Annotated in this window: 20 protein-coding genes; 11 read left to right on the forward strand and 9 right to left on the reverse strand. The window is 71.3% G+C overall.

The genetic code is table 11. The features are described 5' to 3' along the window. Positions 1-3 precede the first annotated feature (3 nt). On the reverse strand, positions 4-756 hold the full coding sequence (locus ACIA3K_RS10380; RefSeq protein ID WP_396800373.1) for a TIGR03089 family protein: 753 nt from the start codon (positions 754-756) through the stop codon (positions 4-6). Between the two features lie 144 nt (positions 757-900). Between ACIA3K_RS10380 and ACIA3K_RS10385 the strand changes: the two genes are divergently transcribed. Further along, the gene (locus ACIA3K_RS10385) at positions 901-1965 is read left to right on the forward strand and encodes a hypothetical protein (protein ID WP_396800374.1); all 1065 of its coding nucleotides are present in this window, start codon (positions 901-903) and stop codon (positions 1963-1965) included. Here the strand turns inward: ACIA3K_RS10385 and ACIA3K_RS10390 are convergent. Beyond that, positions 1949-2833 (reverse strand): hypothetical protein, encoded by an 885-nt coding sequence (locus ACIA3K_RS10390; protein WP_396800375.1) that lies wholly within the window; start codon positions 2831-2833, stop codon positions 1949-1951. The two genes, ACIA3K_RS10385 and ACIA3K_RS10390, sit on opposite strands and share 17 nt — an antisense overlap. Before the next feature lie 5 nt (positions 2834-2838). After that, positions 2839-3357 (reverse strand): SigE family RNA polymerase sigma factor, encoded by a 519-nt coding sequence (locus tag ACIA3K_RS10395; protein ID WP_396800376.1) that lies wholly within the window; start codon positions 3355-3357, stop codon positions 2839-2841. A 108-nt stretch (positions 3358-3465) separates the two neighbouring features. Here ACIA3K_RS10395 and ACIA3K_RS10400 point away from each other — a divergent pair, with 108 nt between their 5' ends. Then, entirely contained in the window at positions 3466-4113 is a 648-nt protein-coding gene (locus ACIA3K_RS10400) for a TMEM175 family protein (RefSeq protein WP_396800377.1), read from the forward strand. On the opposite strand, the gene ligD (ACIA3K_RS10405) is transcribed toward ACIA3K_RS10400, so the two are convergent. Beyond that, on the reverse strand, positions 4110-5021 hold the full coding sequence (gene ligD, locus ACIA3K_RS10405) for a non-homologous end-joining DNA ligase (RefSeq protein WP_396800379.1): 912 nt from the start codon (positions 5019-5021) through the stop codon (positions 4110-4112). The two genes, ACIA3K_RS10400 and ligD (ACIA3K_RS10405), sit on opposite strands and share 4 nt — an antisense overlap. Continuing rightward, positions 5011-5952, reverse strand: a complete 942-nt coding sequence (gene ligD, locus ACIA3K_RS10410) for a non-homologous end-joining DNA ligase (RefSeq protein ID WP_396800380.1) — start codon at positions 5950-5952, stop codon at positions 5011-5013. Before ligD (ACIA3K_RS10410) ends, ligD (ACIA3K_RS10405) begins: the two co-directional genes overlap by 11 nt. 85 nt (positions 5953-6037) lie before the next feature. Between ligD (ACIA3K_RS10410) and ACIA3K_RS10415 the strand changes: the two genes are divergently transcribed. The 6 genes from ACIA3K_RS10415 to ACIA3K_RS10440 all read left to right on the forward strand — a co-directional run bounded on the left by ACIA3K_RS10415 (position 6038) and on the right by ACIA3K_RS10440 (position 11381). Beyond that, positions 6038-7063 carry a Ku protein gene (locus ACIA3K_RS10415; protein ID WP_396800381.1) on the forward strand — a complete coding sequence of 342 codons (1026 nt, stop codon included), beginning with the start codon at positions 6038-6040 and terminating at the stop codon, positions 7061-7063. Positions 7064-7134: 71 nt separating this feature from the next. Next, positions 7135-7773, forward strand: a complete 639-nt coding sequence (locus ACIA3K_RS10420) for a DUF4241 domain-containing protein (protein ID WP_396800382.1) — start codon at positions 7135-7137, stop codon at positions 7771-7773. A 101-nt stretch (positions 7774-7874) separates the two neighbouring features. Further along, on the forward strand, positions 7875-8597 hold the full coding sequence (locus tag ACIA3K_RS10425) for an FKBP-type peptidyl-prolyl cis-trans isomerase (RefSeq protein WP_396800384.1): 723 nt from the start codon (positions 7875-7877) through the stop codon (positions 8595-8597). Between the two features lie 189 nt (positions 8598-8786). Continuing rightward, a complete protein-coding gene (locus tag ACIA3K_RS10430; RefSeq protein WP_396800812.1) occupies positions 8787-9611 on the forward strand; it encodes a hypothetical protein in 825 nt (274 codons plus the stop codon). Positions 9612-9643: 32 nt separating this feature from the next. Next, a complete protein-coding gene (locus tag ACIA3K_RS10435; RefSeq protein ID WP_396800385.1) occupies positions 9644-10297 on the forward strand; it encodes an HAD family hydrolase in 654 nt (217 codons plus the stop codon). 73 nt (positions 10298-10370) lie between these two features. After that, positions 10371-11381, forward strand: coding sequence for an NADPH:quinone reductase (locus ACIA3K_RS10440; RefSeq protein ID WP_396800387.1), 1011 nt, complete (start codon positions 10371-10373; stop codon positions 11379-11381). Between the two features lie 186 nt (positions 11382-11567). Here ACIA3K_RS10440 and ACIA3K_RS10445 read toward each other — a convergent pair whose 3' ends face one another. After that, the gene (locus ACIA3K_RS10445) at positions 11568-13202 is read right to left on the reverse strand and encodes a fatty acid--CoA ligase (RefSeq protein WP_396800813.1); all 1635 of its coding nucleotides are present in this window, start codon (positions 13200-13202) and stop codon (positions 11568-11570) included. A 71-nt stretch (positions 13203-13273) separates the two neighbouring features. Here ACIA3K_RS10445 and ACIA3K_RS10450 point away from each other — a divergent pair, with 71 nt between their 5' ends. Then, positions 13274-13765: an NUDIX domain-containing protein gene (locus ACIA3K_RS10450; RefSeq protein WP_396800388.1), complete on the forward strand. Its 492-nt coding sequence runs from the start codon at positions 13274-13276 to the stop codon at positions 13763-13765. Between the two features lie 3 nt (positions 13766-13768). On the opposite strand, the gene ACIA3K_RS10455 is transcribed toward ACIA3K_RS10450, so the two are convergent. Beyond that, complete coding sequence (locus tag ACIA3K_RS10455) at positions 13769-14803, reverse strand: aldo/keto reductase (RefSeq protein WP_396800389.1); 1035 nt, start codon at positions 14801-14803, stop codon at positions 13769-13771. Between the two features lie 124 nt (positions 14804-14927). Between ACIA3K_RS10455 and ACIA3K_RS10460 the strand changes: the two genes are divergently transcribed. After that, complete coding sequence (locus ACIA3K_RS10460; protein WP_396800390.1) at positions 14928-15560, forward strand: TetR/AcrR family transcriptional regulator; 633 nt, start codon at positions 14928-14930, stop codon at positions 15558-15560. Positions 15561-15584: 24 nt separating this feature from the next. Here ACIA3K_RS10460 and ACIA3K_RS10465 read toward each other — a convergent pair whose 3' ends face one another. Further along, positions 15585-15809, reverse strand: a complete 225-nt coding sequence (locus ACIA3K_RS10465) for a GntR family transcriptional regulator (protein WP_396800391.1) — start codon at positions 15807-15809, stop codon at positions 15585-15587. Positions 15810-16056: 247 nt separating this feature from the next. Between ACIA3K_RS10465 and ACIA3K_RS10470 the strand changes: the two genes are divergently transcribed. After that, positions 16057-16257 carry a hypothetical protein gene (locus ACIA3K_RS10470; protein ID WP_396800393.1) on the forward strand — a complete coding sequence of 67 codons (201 nt, stop codon included), beginning with the start codon at positions 16057-16059 and terminating at the stop codon, positions 16255-16257. 132 nt (positions 16258-16389) lie between these two features. Here ACIA3K_RS10470 and ACIA3K_RS10475 read toward each other — a convergent pair whose 3' ends face one another. Further along, complete coding sequence (locus ACIA3K_RS10475) at positions 16390-18066, reverse strand: MDR family MFS transporter (protein WP_396800394.1); 1677 nt, start codon at positions 18064-18066, stop codon at positions 16390-16392. Between the last annotated feature and the right edge of the window lie 102 nt (positions 18067-18168).

Raw genomic sequence — 18168 nt, forward strand, 5'->3', positions numbered from 1 at the left:
AGGTCAGAGGATCCGGGTGACCTGCTCGGCGGCGACGATCGCGTCCCGTCGGGCCGGGTCGAGGTTGGCGCTGATGACCACCGACGCGCCCGCCGACAGCGGCGCGAGCAACCACTTCAGCGGCTGCTCGTGCTCGGCCGCATCGACAAGCAGCCGGTCGCCGGCCCGCAGGTCGAGCATCCCGGCGACCTCCCGGGCGAGCGCGCCCCACTGCCCGTAGGTCGTGCCGTCCGCGCTCGCCGGGTCCGTCGGGCGGATGGCGGTGTGGTCGGGCGTCACGTCCGGGTGGCGGAGCACCTCGGCGGACCAGTCCAACCAGCCCAGCGGCACGTCGGCGAGCCGGCCCGGTCCGGTGCCGACCAGGTAGCGGTGCGGCGCGTCCGGCACGTCCTCCAACCAGTCGTCCTGGCGCTCCGGCGTCACGAAGACCGCGTCGAACGGCCGGTCGCCGCCGGGCTCCAGCACCGGCAGGCCCGCCGTGGCGCGCGGCCGGAACGACACCGCCAGGCCGCACGCCCACGCGCCCAACAACACCACGGCGGTACGCCAGTGCGGCGGCAGTAGCACCGCTACGCGGCTGCCGGGGCCAAGCCCGCAGCCGTCCCGCAGCAGGCTCGCGCTGCGCGCGGACCAGGCGCCGACCTGCTGGGCGGTGAGGTCGACGCGCTCACCGGTCGCCTCGTCGCGGTAGCTGAGCAGCGGGCTCTCGGTGGAGGTGGGCGAAACCGACTCCTCGGCCGTGGCGTGTGGCTGCATCCGCGTGCTCCCGGTGGTGACGACGTCCGCACCACCCTACGCAACGACTTTGGTCACCGTCTCCGTCGGCCGATGGCCGTAGCGGCTGGCCGGATGGCTCGCGCACGGTGACCGACGACGACCGCGAGCCGCCGAGGAGCGTCCGTGCCGACCGAATCCGATCCCGCCGACCGTCTCCCGCTGCGCCGCCGGCTCGTGCCGGTGGTGGCGTTGCTGCTGCTCGCGCCGTGGGCGGCCGAATGCTCGTGGGGTGGCTTCGCCATCGACGACTTCCTTCCGGTGATCATCGCCCTGGGCCCGATGTACGGCGGGGCGGCGATCCTGATCCGGGAGACCACCCGACGGCTCGGCGCGGGTTGGCCGACGATCGTGCTGCTCGCCGCCGCCTTCGGCGTCCTGCAGGCCGGTCTGGTGGACCAGTCGCTGTTCAACCCCGGCTACCTCGACGACACCCAGTACGCCGACACCCGCGCCGCCGCCGAGGCGTCCCTGGTGCCGGGGCTCGGGTTCAGCCTCCGGCAGGCCTACGACTACGTGGGCAACCACATCCTGCTGACGATCTGCGCGCCGATCGTGTTCGTCGAGTCGTTCCTCGGCGCGAAGCGGCGACGTCGGCCGTGGCTCGGGCGACCCGGGCTGGCGGTGGTCGGCGTGCTCTACCTGCTCGGCAGCCTGCTGGTCTTCACCTCGCCCGAGGGTCGGAAGAACTTCCTGGCCAGCCCACTGCAACTGACCTTCGCCACGGCGGTCGTCCTCGCCCTCGTCGCGGCGGCCCTGCTGCCCCGCTGGCGTCGTTTCCGCCCTGGCCGCGTCCAGAAGGTGCCGCACCCGCTGTGGGTCGGCTTGCTGATCGTCGTCGCCCACCTCTTCACCGACCCGACGCCCGGCTGGGCGGGGGTGCTCGTCGCGCTGGCGGTCGCGACAGCGGTCGGCGCACTGGTCGCCTACTGGTCGGGAGGCGTGCGCTGGGGGCAGCGGCACGTGCTCGCCGCCGGCTCGGCGAACGTGGTCAGCGCTGCCGCCTTCGCGTACCTGGTGCCGCCGTACTTTCCGGCGAGCCCGGCGGCGGCCCTGGCCGGCGACGTGGCGGTGAGTGTCGTGACCCTGGCCCTGGTCGTGGGCGCGTGGTGGCGACTGGGCCCTGCCACGTCCGGCCCGGCGTCCACAAGCGTGGACGCCGGGCCACCCACTGCTACCTGGAGACCATGACGACGTCGGTCGGGCGTTCGACCGTCACCTGCACGCCGTAGTCGTACAGCGCGAGCGTCGAGGTGACCGTCCCCCGGTCCAGCCGGCCCTTCGCCGTCGACTCCCAGGCGGTGGTGAGCGCCACCGTCCCGATCCGGCCGTCCCGGTCCAGCGTGACGTCACCGGAGGTGCTGCTCGACCCGTCCCGGTCCGCCGCCGTGTACGTGAAGTGCAGGGTGCCGTCCGGGTTCTCGGTGACCGTCGCATTCGCGCTCTTCAGCGCGGCGAACAGGGCGGCCGGGTCGGGTGCGACGGCGCCCAGCACGGCGTTCCCGTCGCCCTGCAGCGCGAGGCGGTCGTATTTACCGGGGTACTGCCCGTAGCGGCCGTACGTCTCGCCCGGTCCCTTGTCGGGCGGCAGCTCACCCTGCGGCCGTTCCGCGCCCTCGTACCGGGTGCCGTCGATCAGCAGCTCGGTCTGGATCGAGTCGTCGTGCGGCACCCGGACGTACCCCGTGGCGGTCCTCGGGTCGAACGCGCCCTCGTACGTCAGCCCGCCCGGCCCCGAGTTGTCCAGGCGCATCCGGTAGCTGATGTTCTCGCTCGCGGTGGCAGCCGAGACCAGGCGCAGGGCCGGCGGGACCTGCTCCGGACGCGCGGCCTGGGCGGTGACGCCGGGACGCTCGGGTGGGGCGTTCGTCGTCACCGTGACGGCGGTGCCGACGCCCAACGCCAGCAGCGCGCAGGTCGTACCGGCCAGGGCGGTGGCCCGGCGGCGGCGACCACGCCGACCGCGCTCGAGCAGCGCCGGCACGTCCGGGGCGGAATCCGGTTCGCCGTCCACGAGGTCGTGTAGTCCGCGTACCAGACGGTCGTCGATGTCGTTCATGACTGTCACCTGCTCACCGAGTCGAAGGATCTGTTCAGGAGGTGTCGCAACGCGCCCAACGCCCGGGCGTTCTGGCTCTTGACGGTGCCCAACGAGCAACCCAGGATCTGGGCGACCTCGCGCTCGCTCAGGTCCTCGTAGTGGCGCAGCACCACGACCGCGCGTTGCTTCGCCGGCAGCGCCAGCAGCGCCCGGCGCAGGACGTCGGCGTCGGGGTCGCTGCCGCCACCCGGGGCGGCCCGGTCGGGGACGTCCGCGACGAGGCTCTCGCGGCGACGGCGCCGCCAGATCGAGGTGTGGTTGTTGACCAGTGCCCGGCGCAGGTAGGCGTGCGGGTCGTCGAGCCGGGACAGCCGCCTCCACCGCTCGTAGACCTTGACCAGGCTGTCCTGGAGCAACTCCTCGGCCCGCCACCGGTCGCCGCAGAGCAGCATGGCCAGCCGGATATGTCGCTCCCACGCCACCTCGACGAACGCGACGTAGGACCGGTCCGCCGCGGACAGGGGTTTCTGTTGGTCGGTCACGCTCCTACCACGCGGCAGCACCGCCGAAGGTTGTCACGTCCCTCGACAGCACGCTCGGCGGTCCGGCGCGGCACTGCCGCCGGCGGATCGGGTGGCAGACTGACCGCCGTGACGGCAGCGACTCGCGACAGTGCCCCTGCGGACGAGACCGATGGCACCGACCGAGGGCTGGAACGCCTGGTCTTCTTCTCGGACGCGGTGATCGCCATCGCGATGACGCTGCTCGCGATCGAGTTGCCACTTCCCGAAGGCGACGACGACGCGGCCCGCTGGCGCTCCCTCGGCGAGCTTCTCACCGGGGAGTACCTGTCTTTCCTGCTCAGCTTCGTGGTGATCGGCGCCTTCTGGTCGGTACACCACCGGCTCTTTCAGCGGGTGGCCCGGCTGGGCCCATGGATCACCTGGCTGAACCTGATTTTCCTGTTCACCATCGTGGTGCTGCCGCTCGCCACCCGACTGCACCGTCAGGAGGGTGCCGAACAGGTCGGCGTCGTCGTGTACGCCGCAGTGGTCGTCGGCGTCGGCGTCAGCCTGCTGCTGCTGCTCTGGCAGCTCCACCGCGCCGGGCTGCTCCGGCCGGACGCCCCACCGGGGACGGTACGGGGGGCCGCACAGGCCATATCGGTGCCGGTGTTCGCCTTCGCGATCTCGATCCCCGTAGCGTTCGTCAGTACGGCCGCCGCGCGGTACACCTGGCTGCTGCCCGTTCTGGTGCTTCTCGTCGTCCGCGGCTACCGCCGGTGGCAGCGCGCCTAGGACGGTAGTTCCGGGCCGCCGTCGAGGAGCGGGCCGAGCAGGTCTCCGTACTCCTCGACCCGGTTCAGGACCTCGGCGGCGGTGAACTGGCGGACGGCCGGCTTCCGGCCGCGCGCGCCGGCCTCGACCTCGTCCCAGGTCAGCGGCGTCGATACCGACGGCGTCCGCTGGGCGCGCAGCGAGTACGGCGCGACGGTGGTCTTCGCCGCGTTGTTCTGGCTCCAGTCGATGAAGACCTTGCCCGGACGAAGGTTCTTCGCCATCTTCGACACGATCAGCTTCGGGTGCGCCTTCTCCAACTCCTGCGCGATCCGACGCGCGTAGGCGGAGACGTCGTCGGCGGACTGGGTGCCGGCGATCGGGCAGCAGAGCTGCATGCCCTTCTTGCCGGACGTCTTCGGGTACGAGTCGATGCCGTCATCGGCGAGCCGGTCGCGCATCAGCACCGCCACCGGGCAGCACTCGGCGAGCCCGGCCGGCGGGCCCGGGTCCAGGTCGACCACCATCATGTCCGGGTTCTCGTCGACCTTCCACTGGGGCGTGTGCAGTTCCAGCGCGGCGAGGTTGGCCAGCCAGACCAGGGTGGGCAGGTCGTCGGCGACCACGTAGTCGATGGTCTCCCGGCCCTTGGTCGACCCGGGCGCCGGCAGCGTCTCGACGCGTACCCAGTCGGGGGTCGCGGCCGGTTTGTTCTTCTCGAAGAAGGACTTGTCGTCCACCCCGTTCGGGAAGCGGATGCGGGTGACCGGCCGGTCGGCCAGGTGCGGCAGCAGCACCTGCGAGATCCGGGTGTAGTAGTCGATCACCTCGCCCTTGGTGAAGCCGACGGCCGGATAGAGGACCTTGTCCAGGTTGGACAGCTCCAGCGCACGGCCCTCGACGTCCACCCGCAGCTTCTCAGCCGGCATCGTCGACCTCCTCCGGCGGCTTGTCCGGGCGCAACCGCAGCACCCGGGGGAAGCGCAGCCGGCCGTCGGGAGTGCGCTGGCCGTACTTCACCTCCACCACCACCCGGGGTTCTACCCAGATGGCCCCCCGGGCATCCTCGCGCGGCACGCCCGCCGCGAACGGTGACGCGCCGGTCCGCAGCGGCTCCAGCTCGGCGAGGAGCTGCCGTTCGATGGCCGCGCCGATCCCGCCACCGACCCGACCACGGTAGATCAGCCGACCGTCCGGGCCGGGCACCCCGACCAGCAGCCCGCCGATGCGACGCGCGCCCGGCCGCCAGCCCCCGACGACGAAGTCCCCGGTCACCTCCAGTTTGACCTTCACCCAGTCGGGCGAGCGCACCCCGGGGCGGTAGACGGCCCCCACCCGCTTGGCCATCACCCCCTCCAGACCGTGCTCCCCGGCGGCCTCGTACGTGGCCGGGCCGTCGGCGAACACCGGCGGCACCGCCCACCGCGCGCCGCCGAGCGCGAGCGCGTCCAGGGCCTCCCGGCGACGCTCGTACGACCAGCCGGTCAGGTCGTCGCCGTTCAGGCGCAGCAGGTCGAAGATCATGTACGTCACCGGCATGACCGCCGCCAGCCGGGCGGCCTTGTTGCGGTCCCGCACGTGCATCCGCTCGGCCAGCGCCGTGAACGACGGCTGCCCACCCTCGCCCAGCAGCACCACCTCGCCGTCGAGCAGCGCGTCGTCGACCTGCTCGGGCAGGGTGGCCAACTCCGGGTACGCGGCGGTGATCTCCACGCCGGAGCGGGCATACAGGTGTTGGGCACCGCCGGAGATGTTGGCGAGCGCCCGGACCCCGTCCCACTTGAACTCGTACGCCCAGCCGTCACCCGCCGGGAGCGGCCCGGTCATCGCGAGCATCGGCTTGAGCGGCGCGCCGGGCACGACCCGACTGTAGTAGCAGGCCGAACACCTCGCGTGAAGTTCCTGCGGATGCGAGCATGGTCGATACCGGGGAAGGGAGCGCAGGATGCGTGCCATCTGGAAGGGAGCCGTGTCGTTCGGGCTCGTCTCGATCGGGGTGAAGCTCTACTCGGCGACCGAGGAGAAGGACATCCGGTTCCACCAGGTGCACCGCGAGGACGGCGGTCGCATCCGCTACAAGCGCACCTGCTCGGTCTGCGGCGAGGAGGTCACCTACGACGACATCGCCAAGGGCTACGACATCGGCGGCGGCGAGATGGTGATCCTCACCGACGAGGACTTCGCCGACCTGCCGCTGACCAGCTCCCGGGCGATCGACGTGCTGGAGTTCGTCCCCGCCGAGCAGGTCGACCCGATCCTCTACAACAAGGCCTACTACCTGGAGCCGGAGGGCACGGCCACCAAGCCGTACGTGCTGCTGCGGGACGCCCTTCTCGACTCGGAGCGGGTGGCCATCGTCAAGGTGGCGCTACGCCAACGTGAGCAACTCGCCACGTTGCGGGTCCGCGAAGGTGTGCTGCTGCTCAACACCATGCTCTGGCCGGACGAGATCCGTACCCCCGACTTCGGTTTCCTCGACGAGGACCTCAAGGTGCGTCCGCCGGAGCTGGCGATGGCCAGCTCCCTGATCGACTCGATGACCGGCGAGTTCGAGCCGGACGTCTTCACCGACGACTACCGGGCCGCGTTGCAGGAGGTCATCGACGCCAAGGTGGAGGGTCGGGAGGTCGTCCAGCCGGAGGAGGTCGAGGAGGCGCCGGCCGCGGCGGTGGACCTGATGGCCGCGCTGAAGGCCTCGGTGGACCGGGCCCGGGCGGCGCGTGGTGAGCAGCCCGCCCGCGGTGGCGGCGGCGGCGAGCCGACGCCCATCTCGTCGGCCCGGTCGGCGCAGAAGGCGGCCGAGAAGAAGGCCGCCAAGGCGCCCGCGAAGAAGACCGCGACGAAGAAGACCGCCGAGAAGAAGGCGGCCGAGCCGGCGAAGAAGACCGCCGCCAAGAAGACCACCGCGAAGAAGGCCGAGCCCGCGAAGAAGACCGCCGCGCGCAAGACCGCACCGCGCAAGAGCGCCTGAGGTACGCGGCACCGACGGTGTCCGCCACACCGGGTACGCTCCGCCGGCCGTCGGCCACCGGAGGAGCCCTCATGCCGCACACCCCTGACCTGGACCGGTTGTTGACGCCCGGGGCGCGCTTCACCGACGAACACGGCGCGTACCTCGTCGAGGCCCATCCGCTGGGCGACGTCGTACTGCCGACCGGCCGGGTCGTCGGGTGCGATCCGCTGGTCGTACCGGAGGCCGAGCCGTACACGGTGGCCGTCGCTCCGGGGCGGTATCCCGGCCGCGCCTGGGTGGCCGTGGTGCTGCGGGAGGACGCCGAGGTGGACCGGCGGGTGGCCGCGCTGGAACTGGTGATCTGCGCCGAGCCGACGACCCGCTGGGAGCAGGCCGTCGTGGGCGATCAGGACGTCGCCGCGCTCGGCGCCGACGACTACTTCGGGTACGGCGTGGACGCCGGCGCCGGCACGCTCGCCGACCCGACGGCGCTCGCCGTCCTGGACAGCTGGGACGAGGAGCGGGTCGAGGACGTCTTCATCCCCGCCGAGCTGCCCTCGTCGCCGGTTCCGGGGCTGATCACGGCCGTGCTGGACGAGGCCACCGGCGCGAACGTCGTCACGGTCGCCACGGGCTGGGGGGACGGCTGCTACGGCACCTGGATCGGGCGGACCGCCGACGGGAGGGTCACCTCGTTCGTGACCGACTTCATGGTGGTCCCGGAGTAACGTCCCGCAGACGGCGTTTCTGGGCGATCCGAGTCGTCCACGGTGGGCACGGCGGGCCGCCGGGCGGGTACCGTGTGCGTCGGCTTTCCCCCCGGCACCGGGTGCCGGCCACACCTTCGCAGCAGGGAGTCGACGACGTGAGCGAGCGCACGCAGGAGAACCGGTCGGAGGGCCAGAGCCCGGCGACGAAGGCGGGTCGGCGGCTGGCCGCCCAGTTGGCGGCGCAGAAGGCGGCCGAGGCGAAGCGCCGCCGCCAGGCATGGGCCGGCGGTATCGCCGGTATCGCCGTGATGGCGCTGCTGATCGGCGGTTTCGTCTGGATCGACAGCAACCGGGACGACAAGCCCAGCAACGCCTCCGGCGCCAACCCGTCCGCCTCCGCCGCAGCGCCGGACGCCCCCACCGCGCCGCCCGCAGCGCCCGCGCCGCAGCTTCCCGCGGGCGCCGATCCGGCGTTGGGCAGCAAGCCGACGGTGAAGGCGGGCACGGGCGAGCTGAAGAAGCTCACGGTCACCCCGATGATCAAGGGCACCGGCCCGGCGGTCAAGAAGGGGCAGAACATCACCACCAACTACGTGGGCGTCTTCTACAAGGACGGCAAGGAGTTCGACTCGTCCTGGAACGCCGGCCAGCCGGCCACCTTCCCGATCGGCGTGGGCCAGGTCATCCCCGGCTGGGACCAGGGTCTGGTCGGCGTGACCGTGGGCAGCCGGGTGCAGCTCGACATCCCGGGCGAGCTGGCGTACGGCAACGACGAGGCCCAGGCCGGCGGTCGCCCGACCGGTCCGCTGCGCTTCGTGGTGGACGTGCTCGCCGCCCAGTGACCTGTCCGGATCGCCCCGGTTGTCACCCCGGCGCGATGGCTTTGTTCACATGGGGCTTCCTGCCCGTCACCCTCCGGCAGTAGGTTCGGCGTCACCCCGGGCGGCCGCAGTCCGGGGTGACGACGCGGACGCGGGACGGTGGAGGTACCTGTGACGGCGCTGGAGGATCTCGGGCGTACCACCCGGGTGATGTGGACGTACTTCGAGCCGGTGCACGCGGTCACCTACTTTCACCCTCGGGCCCGCGCCGCCTACGAGGCGGTCGGGCTGCGCGGCTACTGGCGGGGCTACTTCGCCGGTCGGGCCGCGCCGCTGGGCGCCGCCGAGGCCCCTCCGGTCGTCGCCGCGTTCTTCAGCTTCGCACCGCCGATGGTGAGCCGGGCCCTGCCCGCGGTGTGGCAACTGGCCACCCCGCCGGAGGCGCTGCGCGCCCGGCTGACCGGCGCGGTGCAGGCCCTCGCGGAGCTGACCTACGAGCTGCCCGAAGGACACCTGGCCGAGGCCGCCGACCTGCTGGAGCGGGCCGCCTCGGCGGCGCAGACCGCCGGCCGGGTGCTCGGGGCGGCCAACGCGGCGCTGCCGATCGGGGAGTACCCCCTCGCCCGGCTCTGGCAGGCCGCCACCACGCTGCGGGAGCTGCGCGGCGACGGACACATCGCCGCCCTGGTGGCTGCCGGCCTGGACCCGGTGGAGACACTGGCCTGGCGCGTCGCGGTGGACATGTCGGCCCAGAACCTGCTCGGCCGGGGCTGGTCCGAGGAGCAGTGGCGGGCCGCCCGCGAGCGGCTGACGCGGCGCGGCTGGCTGGCCGGGGACGGCACCCCCACCGATGTCGGCCACGCCGAATTCCAGGCGATCGAGGACGCCACCGACCGGTCCGCCGGGCATCCGTGGCAGGCGCTCGGCCCGGGCGACACCGACCGCCTTCGTGAGCTGCTGGAACCCATGGCCCGGTCCTGCCACACGGTGATCCCGCCCGACAGCCCGATCGGGCTGCCCGCGCTGGCCGGCTGACCGTGGGTCCCGCCATCGGGCAGGATGGGCCCGTGGTGGATGCGGTGGTCTTCGACCTGGACGGCGTGATCGTGGATTCCGAACCGGTGTGGGAGGAGGTCCGGCGGGCGTACGTGGCGGCACACGGTGGCGCCTGGCAGCCCGACACCCAGCGCCGGCTGATGGGCATGAGCACCGGCGAGTGGGCCCACTACCTGAGCGGTGAGCTGGGTGTGCGGCGGACCGCCGCCCAGGTGGCCGACGAGGTGGTGCGGGAGATGGCGCAGCGCTACACCGAGCACGTGCCGTTGATCGACGGCGCGGACGACGTGGTACGCCGGTTGGCCGCGCGGTGGCCGCTCGGGTTGGCCAGCTCGTCGCCGACCCGGCTGATCGCGGCGGCGCTGGAGGCCACCGGCCTCACCGACGCGTTCGGCGCGACCCTGTCCACCGAGGAGACCGAGCGGGGCAAGCCGGCGCCGGACGTGTACCTGAGCGTCGCGCAGCGCCTCGGCGTCGACCCGGCCCGCTGCGCCGCCGTGGAGGACTCGTCCAACGGCGTACGGTCGGCTGCGGCGGCGGGGATGCGGGTGGTGGCGGTGCCCCACGCGTCGTACGCCATCGAACCGGACGCCGCCGCGCTCGCGGCCGTGACGCTCGGGTCGATCGGCGAGTTGACCCCGCAGCTGATCGACGGTTTGGCATGACGGGATCGGTGCGGGGTACCGCAGCAGGCGGCACGCCGGACGCGTGCCGCGCCGGCCAGCGAGGAGACCACGGATGAAGGCCATCGTGTACGAGCGCACCGGCGACCCGTCGGTGCTGGAGCTGGTGGATCGGCCGGTGCCCGAGCCGGGGCCGGGCGAGGTGCTGGTCCGGATGGCGGTCTCGGGGGTCAACCCGACGGACTGGAAGTCGCGCCGGGCGTTCGCGCCGGACGGGTGGCAGATCCCGGGGCAGGACGGCGCGGGTGTCGTCGAGGCGGTCGGCGAAGGAGTCGGCGGCGAGCTGATCGGCGAACGGGTCTGGATCTGGGAGGCGGCCTGGCAGCGGCCGTGGGGCACCAGCGCGGAGTACACGCTGGTGCCGGTGCGGCAGGCGGTGCCGCTGGGCGACGCCTCGTTCGAGCTGGGGGCGAGCCTGGGCATCCCGTTCCTCACCGCGCACCGCTGTCTGACGGCCGGCGAGTTCATGCCGGACGCGCTGCGCGCCGGCGCGCTGGCCGACCACACCGTGCTGGTGCAGGGCGGGGCGGGCGCGGTCGGCAACGCGGCGATCCAACTCGCCCGCTGGGCCGACGCCACGGTGATCGCCACGGTGAGCAGTGCCGAGAAGGCGCAGCTCGCGGCGTCGGCCGGCGCCTCGTACGTGATCAACTATCGCGAGCAGGACGTGGTCGAGGAGGTCGGCAAGATCGCCCCCGACGGGGTCCACACGATCGTGGAGGTCGCCCCGGCGCAGAACTCGGCGATGGACGCGCAGCTGGTCCGCAACGGCGGCGCGGTCTGCGTGTACGCCGACAACGGCGGGACCGAGATGACGCTCCCGATCCGCCCGCTGTACGTGGTGAACGCCCGGTGGCAGTTCGTGCTGGTCTACACGGAGCCGAAGGCGGCCAAGGCGCAGGGTGTCATCGACGTGGCGGCGGCCGCCAACCAGGGCGGCATCCGGGTGGGCGCGGACGCCGGCCTTCCGCTGCACCGCTACCCGCTCGCCAACACGGCTGCGGCGCACCAGGCGGTCGAGGACTCGGCGGTCGGGAAGGTGCTGATCACCACCAGCGACGCCTGAACGGGTCGTCGGGCACCGGATTTCCCCGTCGCCGGGACAGAGGCGAACAATTTTCGCAACAATGACGGTGCGGGGTCACCCGCGTGGAGCGGGCGGCCCCGGCGCGGTGCGAACGCCGGGGCCGCCCTCTGGGGAGGAATGTCAGGAGTACTCCTCTGCCCATAGGCGACGGTGCCCGGTCAAACGTTACGGTGCTGTCAGCTCCCGGACAGTCAGGTCGCCTTCGGCGTACCGCGAACGGACGACTTTCTTGTCGAACTTGCCCACGCTGGTCTTGGGCACCGTGTCGATGAACGCCCACCGCTCGGGCAACTGCCAGCGGGCCACCGAGCCGGCCAGGAAGTCCCGCAGCTCCTCGGCGGTCACCGAGGCGCCCGCACGGACCACCACGGTCGCCAGTGGCCGCTCGTCCCACCGCTCGTCCGGGACACCCACCACGCACGCCTCCAGCACGGCGGGATGGGCCATCAGCGCGTTCTCCAGCTCGACCGACGAGATCCACTCGCCGCCGGACTTGATCACGTCCTTCGCACGGTCGGTAAGAGTGATGTACCCGTCCGGGGAGAGCGTGCCGACGTCGCCGGTCCGTAGCCACCCATCGCGGAACTTCTCCGGATCAGGGGTGTCGTCACCGACGTACCGTGCGGTCACCCACGGCCCACGGACCTCCAGCTCGCCCACGGCCGAACCGTCGGCGGGCAGCGGCTCGCCCGACGGGCCGACGATGCGCGCCTGCACGCCCGCCGGCACGCGACCCTGCGTGTAGCGGTAGCGCCACGCCTCGTCCCCGGTCACCCCGGCGGGCGGACGCGAGACCGATCCCAGCGGCGACATCTCGGTCATCCCCCAGGCGTGGATGACGTCGATCCCGTGCCGCTCGTCGAACGCGTGCATGAGCGCCGGCGGGCAGGCCGAGCCGCCGACGATCACCTCGGTGAGCGACGAGCTGTCCACGTCGTGGTCGTCCAGGTAGGCCAGCAGGTCCGTCCAGATGGTCGGCACCGCGCCGGCCAGGGTGGGCCGCTCGGCGGCGATCATCTCGGCGATCGGCGCGGCCTGGAGGAACCGGTCCGGCATGATCAGCGACGCGCCGGAGAGGAACGCCGCGTACGGCAGACCCCACGACATGGCGTGGAACATCGGGACGATGGCCAACTCCCGGTCGGTCGGCCCCAGACCGAAGCCCTCCGGCATGCAGACCTGCAACGAGTGCAGGTAGATGGACCGGTGGGAGTAGGCGACGCCCTTCGGGTTGCCGGTGGTGCCGGACGTGTAGCAGAGCGCCGCGGCGTCGTGCTCGTCCACCTCCGGCCAGTCGTACACGTCCGGACGGTCGGCGAGCAACGCGTCCCAGTGGTGCACCGTGATCCGGTCGCCGGCCGCCGCGGTGATGGGGGTCGGGTCGCCGCCGCCGACCACCACGACGTGCCGCACCGTGGCCAACTCGCCGATCACCCGGGCGAGCAGCGGAATGAGCGTCGTGTCGACCAGCACCACCCGGTCCTGCGCGTGGTTGGCGATGTAGACGACCTGGTCGGGAAAGAGCCGGATGTTGAGCGTGTGCAACACCGCGCCCATGCTGGGCACCGCGAAGTAGGCCACCAGATGCTCGTTGTTGTTCCACATGAAGGTGGCGACGCGCTCGTCGCCGGTCACCCCGCACGCGTCACGCAGCGCGTGGGCCAGCCGGGCCGCCGTGCGGCCCACCTCGGCGTACGTCATCCGACGGGGTTCGGCGCCCGTCCAGGTGACCACCTCGGCCCTGCCGTGCACCCCTGCGCCGTGGTCGAGGATCCGGGAGACCTGCAGGGGGGCGTCCATCATCGTGCTACGCATGGGTAACAAGCTAGTGTCGGCGGTCACACGTTGGGAACCCCCGTAAATTGTCGCAGGTGAGCATCTCCTGGGCCGACTCATACGTGGGGCAGTTACGCGCGCTCGCCGGGGACCGGACGCTGATGTTCGTCGGCGCCCGCGCCGTCGTCAGCGACAACGCGGGGCGCATCCTGCTGATCCAACGCTCCGACAACGGCCAGTGGGCCATGCCCGCCGGGGCCATGGAGCTGGGCGAATCCATCGCCGACTGCGCGGTACGCGAGGTCCGCGAGGAGACCGGGCTGCGGGCGCTACGGGTCTGCGCGTTCGCGCTCTACACCGGCCCGGACCGGACCAGCACCAACATGTACGGGCACACCTACCAGGTCTTCACCGCGGCGTTCAAGGTGGAGGAGTGGGACGGGCAACTGACCCGGGTCACCGACGAGACCACCGACGCGGGCTTCTTCGCCCGTGACCGCTTCCCCGCCCCACTCTCCGCGTCGGTCCTGGAGACCCTGGCCGACCTGGACGTCTTCGAGCAGACGAACCGGCTGATCCTCAAATAGGTCCTACTGCGGGTGGCGCATCCCGGCGAAGAACCCCTCCTGGATCCAGTTCGGGTACGCGACCGGCAGCTTCGTGGCCTCGTCCAGCTCGGCGAGATCCTGTTCGGTGAGGGTGAGATCCGAGGCGGCGATGTTGTCCACCAACTGCTCCTGCTTGCGCGCACCGACGACCACGCTGGTGACGGCCGGCCGGGAGAGCAGCCAGGCGATGGCGACCCGGGCCGGGCTGACCGCGTGCCGCTCGGCAACGCCCTTGAGCACGTCGACGACCCCGAAGGCGTGGTCCGGGTCGAACGGCGTGAAGCTGGTGTAGCCGGCCTGGGCGCTGCGCGCGCCGCTGTCGGCGACGGCGCCGTCGCGGCCGACCTTGCCGGAGAGGAAACCGCCGGCGAGCGGGCTCCAAACGGTCAGCCCGACGTTCGCGTCGAGCGCCATCGGCACCACGTCGCGCTCCACGTCCCGACCCAGCAGCGAGTAGTACTCCTGCACCGAGACGAAGCCGGCCAGCTTCTCCCGCGCGGAGATGCCCAGCGCCTTGGAGATCTGCCAGGCGGCGAAGTTGGCGCAGCCGATGTAGCGGACCTTGCCCTGCCGAACCGCGTCGTCGAGCGCCCGCAGCATCTCCTCCATCGGGGTGACCTGGTCGAAGTTGTGGATCTGGTAGAGGTCGATGTGATCGGTGCGCAGCCGGCGCAGGCTGTCCTCCAGGTTCTGCATGATGTGCAGCCGGGAGGTGCCGACGTCGTTCGGGCCCGGGCCGGTGCGCGAGTGCACCTTGGTGGCCAGCACCACGTCGCGGCGGCGCTTACCGAGCGCCTGGCCGAGCAGTTCCTCGCTCTCACCGTCGCTGTAGCCGTCGGCGGTGTCGACGAAGTTGACGCCGGCGTCCAGTGCCGTGTCGACCATTCGCTGCGCCTCGGGCAGCGCCAGCGCGCCGAGGGTGCCCCACAGCGGGTGCCCGCTTCCACCGAAGGTCATCGCGCCGAGCGAGATCTCCGAGACGTACACCCCGGTGGTGCCCAGCAGTCGGTACTTCACGTGTGTTGCTCCTCGTGGTGGGTCGGAGGCCGAGGTCAGGCGCTCCGTGGTCACTATGTCGGACAGTGTGTCCGGCAACGAGCGTACGTCGCCGTCCCAACCCTCGGCCACCTAGGATTTCGGAATGCCGTCGATCACCCGCCGCCGTCCGCGCAACCCCGATGGGCGGGCCGCCGTCGAGGCGCGGGTGCTGGCAGCCACCGAGCGCCTCCTGAGGGAGGGAGTTCGCTTCACCGACCTCGGCGTGCAGCGCATCGCCGCCGAGGCGGGCGTGGCCCGGTCGACCTTCTACATTCACTTCCGGGACAAGACCGAGCTGCTCATGCGCCTCGCCGGCACGATGCGGGACACTTCCTTCGACCGGACCGGCCAGTGGGATCCGTCCGCTAGCAGCGATCCCCTGACGACCCTGACCGAGGTCTTCACCGATATAATCCGCATCTACCGGACATATGCCCCGGTGTTGGCCGCGATCAGCGAGGTGGCCGCCTACGACGAGGTGGTCCGGAAGTACTGGTCGGGCGGACTGGAGCAGTTCGTGGCGCGCACCGCGAACGCCCTCCGCGCCGAGCAGCAGGCCGGGCGTACCGCCGCCGACCTGGACGTGCCGGCCGCCAGCCGGCTGATCGTGATCGGCGGCGACCGCTTCCTCGCCGACCACGTCAGCACGACCACCGCGGACCCCGAGAGGGACGCGGCGGCCGCGCGGGAACTGGCCGCGACCTGGTGGTACGGCGCGTACCGCCGCCCCGCCTGACCGGGGCCAGCTCTTCGCGCCGCGCTATTCCCCGTCGGCCACGAACACGCCTTGGCCCTGCTGGCCGTAGACCAAATTCCGCTCGTGCAGTTCCTTGACGGCTCGGTAGGCCGTCGAGCGTGCGACGTTGTAGATCTCGCCTATCTCGGAGACCGACGGCAACTGGTGGCCGGGCGGGTATTCACCAGCCTTGATCTTTTGCTCGATGTCGTCGGCGACTCGACGATAGTGCGGTGGCCTGGTTGGCATGTCGGCTCTCCTGGACTTCAGCGGAGATCATGCTTCCAGTCGGGACCGGGCAGGACAACCCGCCAATCCGGCCAAGTGGATACAGTGAGAACTTGACTACAGTGAGACAGTGGATACAGTGAGACAGTGGCCGGACGGCTCCTGGACTTCAGCACTCCGAGGTCATCCGGTCCTGCGCCCCGGGGAGCACGACGCTCGCTCTGCCCCCGGGGCGGACCATTCGCGTCCACCCGGAAAGGCGCCGACCATGCCAATTGACGAGCCGGTGTCCAAGGCGACCGAACTGTTCGTTGCAATGCAGATCCTCGATGCCCACTGGTCCCGGGCGCTCGACCGACCTTGGCAAGTGGGTGGCTGCCTGGAGTGCCAGGGCCGCGACGACTGTTCCCAGCTTGATTGGGCCGTCGTCCTGCTGGCCGACGCCGCTTCGGTGATGTTTCAGAAGTAGCTCTGATACGGCTGAGCCGGGGCCCGGGCGCGCCAACAAGCGTGATGCCTGTGAGTCATCTTGATGACTCACAGGCATCACCCTCATTCGGGACTTGCCAGCCACCGCGGAGGAACCCGGGCGAGGGCGTGCTCAGATCATCGTCTGGGACTTGGCCTCCATGTCGGCGGCGGCCTCGTCCTTGGACTCACGCGTCAGCGGCTTGCCGCCCGGCGCGGGAGCCTCACCGCCGAGCGGGTCGGCCCCGCCCTTCGCGCCCTGCGGGCCGGCACCCCGCAACTCGCTGTTGGGCATCGCCAGGGTGACCAGCACCGCCACGATGGCGACGAGCCCGGCGGTCAGGAAGACCAGGTGCAGCGACTCCACGAACGACGCCTGGATGGCGGCCCGTACGGCACCGGGCAGCGCCATGATCGTCGCGGGGTCGTTGATCGAAATGTTCGTGCCGCCGCTCGCCGCCACCGCGGCCCGCTGCTCCGGTGGGAGTTGGGCGATCGCACCGGGCAGCCGGTCGGCAAGCTGCGAGTTGAGCCGCGACGAGAGCACCGTGCCGAGGATCGCCACCCCGAACGAACCACCCAGCGACCGGAAGAACGTCGCCGACGAGGTGCCGGCGCCCAGGTCTCGGACGGAGACCGCGTTCTGCACCGCGAGGACGAGCGACTGCATGCACAGACCGAGGCCGACGCCGATCACCACCATGAAACCGAACGCCACCCAGAGCGACGTACCCACCTGCAACCGGGTGAACAGCAGCATGCCGACCAGCAGGGTCGCCGCCCCGGCCACCGGGAACCACTTGTAGCGGCCGATCCGGCTCATCGCCCGACCGGTGACGATCGAGGTGACGATGATGCCCGCCATCATCGGCAGCATCAGCAGACCGCTGCGGGTCGGCGAGGCGCCCTTGACGATCTGGAGATACAGCGGGATGAAGATGATCGACCCGAACATCACCAGACCGAGCACGAAACCGGCCGAGTTGGCCAGCGCGAACGTGGCGCTGCGGAACAGCCGCAGAGGAAGGATCGGCTCGGCGACCCGCGCCTCCTGGAGCACGAAGAGCGCGGCCAGCACCGCGCCGGCGACGAAGAGACCGATGATCAGCCCGGAACCCCACGGGTACTCGTTGCCGCCCCAACTCAGCGCGAGCAGCAGGCTGCTCACCCCGGCCACCAGCAGGCCGGCACCGAGCCAGTCGATCGCGTGGTCCCGCCGCTCGAACGGGATCAGCCGCATCACGTGATAGCAGACCACGATGGCCAGGATCGCCAGCGGCACGTTGATGTAGAAGATCCACCGCCAGTCGGTCTCGGCGAAATACCCACCGACCAGCGGTCCGGCCACCGACGCGATGCCGAACACCGCGCCGAAGAGCCCCTGGTAGCGGCCCCTCTCCCGGGGTGAGACCACGTCCGAGATGATCGTGAACGCCAGCGTCAGCAGACCACCGGCACCGAGCCCCTGGATGCCGCGCGTGATGATCAGCTGGGTCATGTTCTGCGACAGCCCGGCCAGCAGCGACCCGAGCAGGAACGTGCCGATCGAGAAGAGGAAGACCGGGCGACGCCCGTACAGGTCGGCCATCTTGCCGTACAGCGGCGTCGACGCGGTCGAGGCGAGCAGGTACGCGGTGACCACCCACGAGTAGTGGTTGATCCCGCCCAGCTCACCGACGATCGTCGGCAGGGCCGTACCGACAATGGTCTGGTCGAGGGCGGCCAGCAGCATGCCGGTCATCAGACCCAGCATGAGGAGCCTGATCTGCTGGCGGTTCAACACCGCGGCAGCGGAGGCGTCGGCAGTCATCAAGCCCTCTTTCCCGCACACCCCAGAACATGCGCGCAACCCCACCCCCTATCGGCGTTGATCATGAAGTTATTGCCATGACACGCCGAACTCGGCGGCAAT

It is taken from the genome of Micromonospora sp. NPDC051543 (assembly GCF_044454415.1).
Lineage (GTDB): Bacteria > Actinomycetota > Actinomycetes > Mycobacteriales > Micromonosporaceae > Micromonospora.

Excerpts from the sequence above, each read along its gene's own strand:
- ACIA3K_RS10465 (WP_396800391.1), bottom strand. The coding sequence starts at position 15,809 with ATGCCAACCAGGCCACCGCACTATCGTCGAGTCGCCGACGACATCGAG.
- ligD (WP_396800379.1), bottom strand. The coding sequence starts at position 5,021 with ATGCCGGCTGAGAAGCTGCGGGTGGACGTCGAGGGCCGTGCGCTGGAG.
- ACIA3K_RS10420 (WP_396800382.1), top strand. The coding sequence starts at position 7,135 with ATGCCGCACACCCCTGACCTGGACCGGTTGTTGACGCCCGGGGCGCGC.
- ACIA3K_RS10460 (WP_396800390.1), top strand. The coding sequence starts at position 14,928 with ATGCCGTCGATCACCCGCCGCCGTCCGCGCAACCCCGATGGGCGGGCC.
- ACIA3K_RS10475 (WP_396800394.1), bottom strand. The coding sequence starts at position 18,066 with ATGACTGCCGACGCCTCCGCTGCCGCGGTGTTGAACCGCCAGCAGATC.
- ACIA3K_RS10380 (WP_396800373.1), bottom strand. The coding sequence starts at position 756 with ATGCAGCCACACGCCACGGCCGAGGAGTCGGTTTCGCCCACCTCCACC.
- ACIA3K_RS10390 (WP_396800375.1), bottom strand. The coding sequence starts at position 2,833 with ATGAACGACATCGACGACCGTCTGGTACGCGGACTACACGACCTCGTG.
- ACIA3K_RS10415 (WP_396800381.1), top strand. The coding sequence starts at position 6,038 with ATGCGTGCCATCTGGAAGGGAGCCGTGTCGTTCGGGCTCGTCTCGATC.
- ACIA3K_RS10430 (WP_396800812.1), top strand. The coding sequence starts at position 8,787 with ATGTGGACGTACTTCGAGCCGGTGCACGCGGTCACCTACTTTCACCCT.
- ACIA3K_RS10445 (WP_396800813.1), bottom strand. The coding sequence starts at position 13,202 with ATGGACGCCCCCCTGCAGGTCTCCCGGATCCTCGACCACGGCGCAGGG.
- ACIA3K_RS10440 (WP_396800387.1), top strand. The coding sequence starts at position 10,371 with ATGAAGGCCATCGTGTACGAGCGCACCGGCGACCCGTCGGTGCTGGAG.
- ACIA3K_RS10470 (WP_396800393.1), top strand. The coding sequence starts at position 16,057 with ATGCCAATTGACGAGCCGGTGTCCAAGGCGACCGAACTGTTCGTTGCA.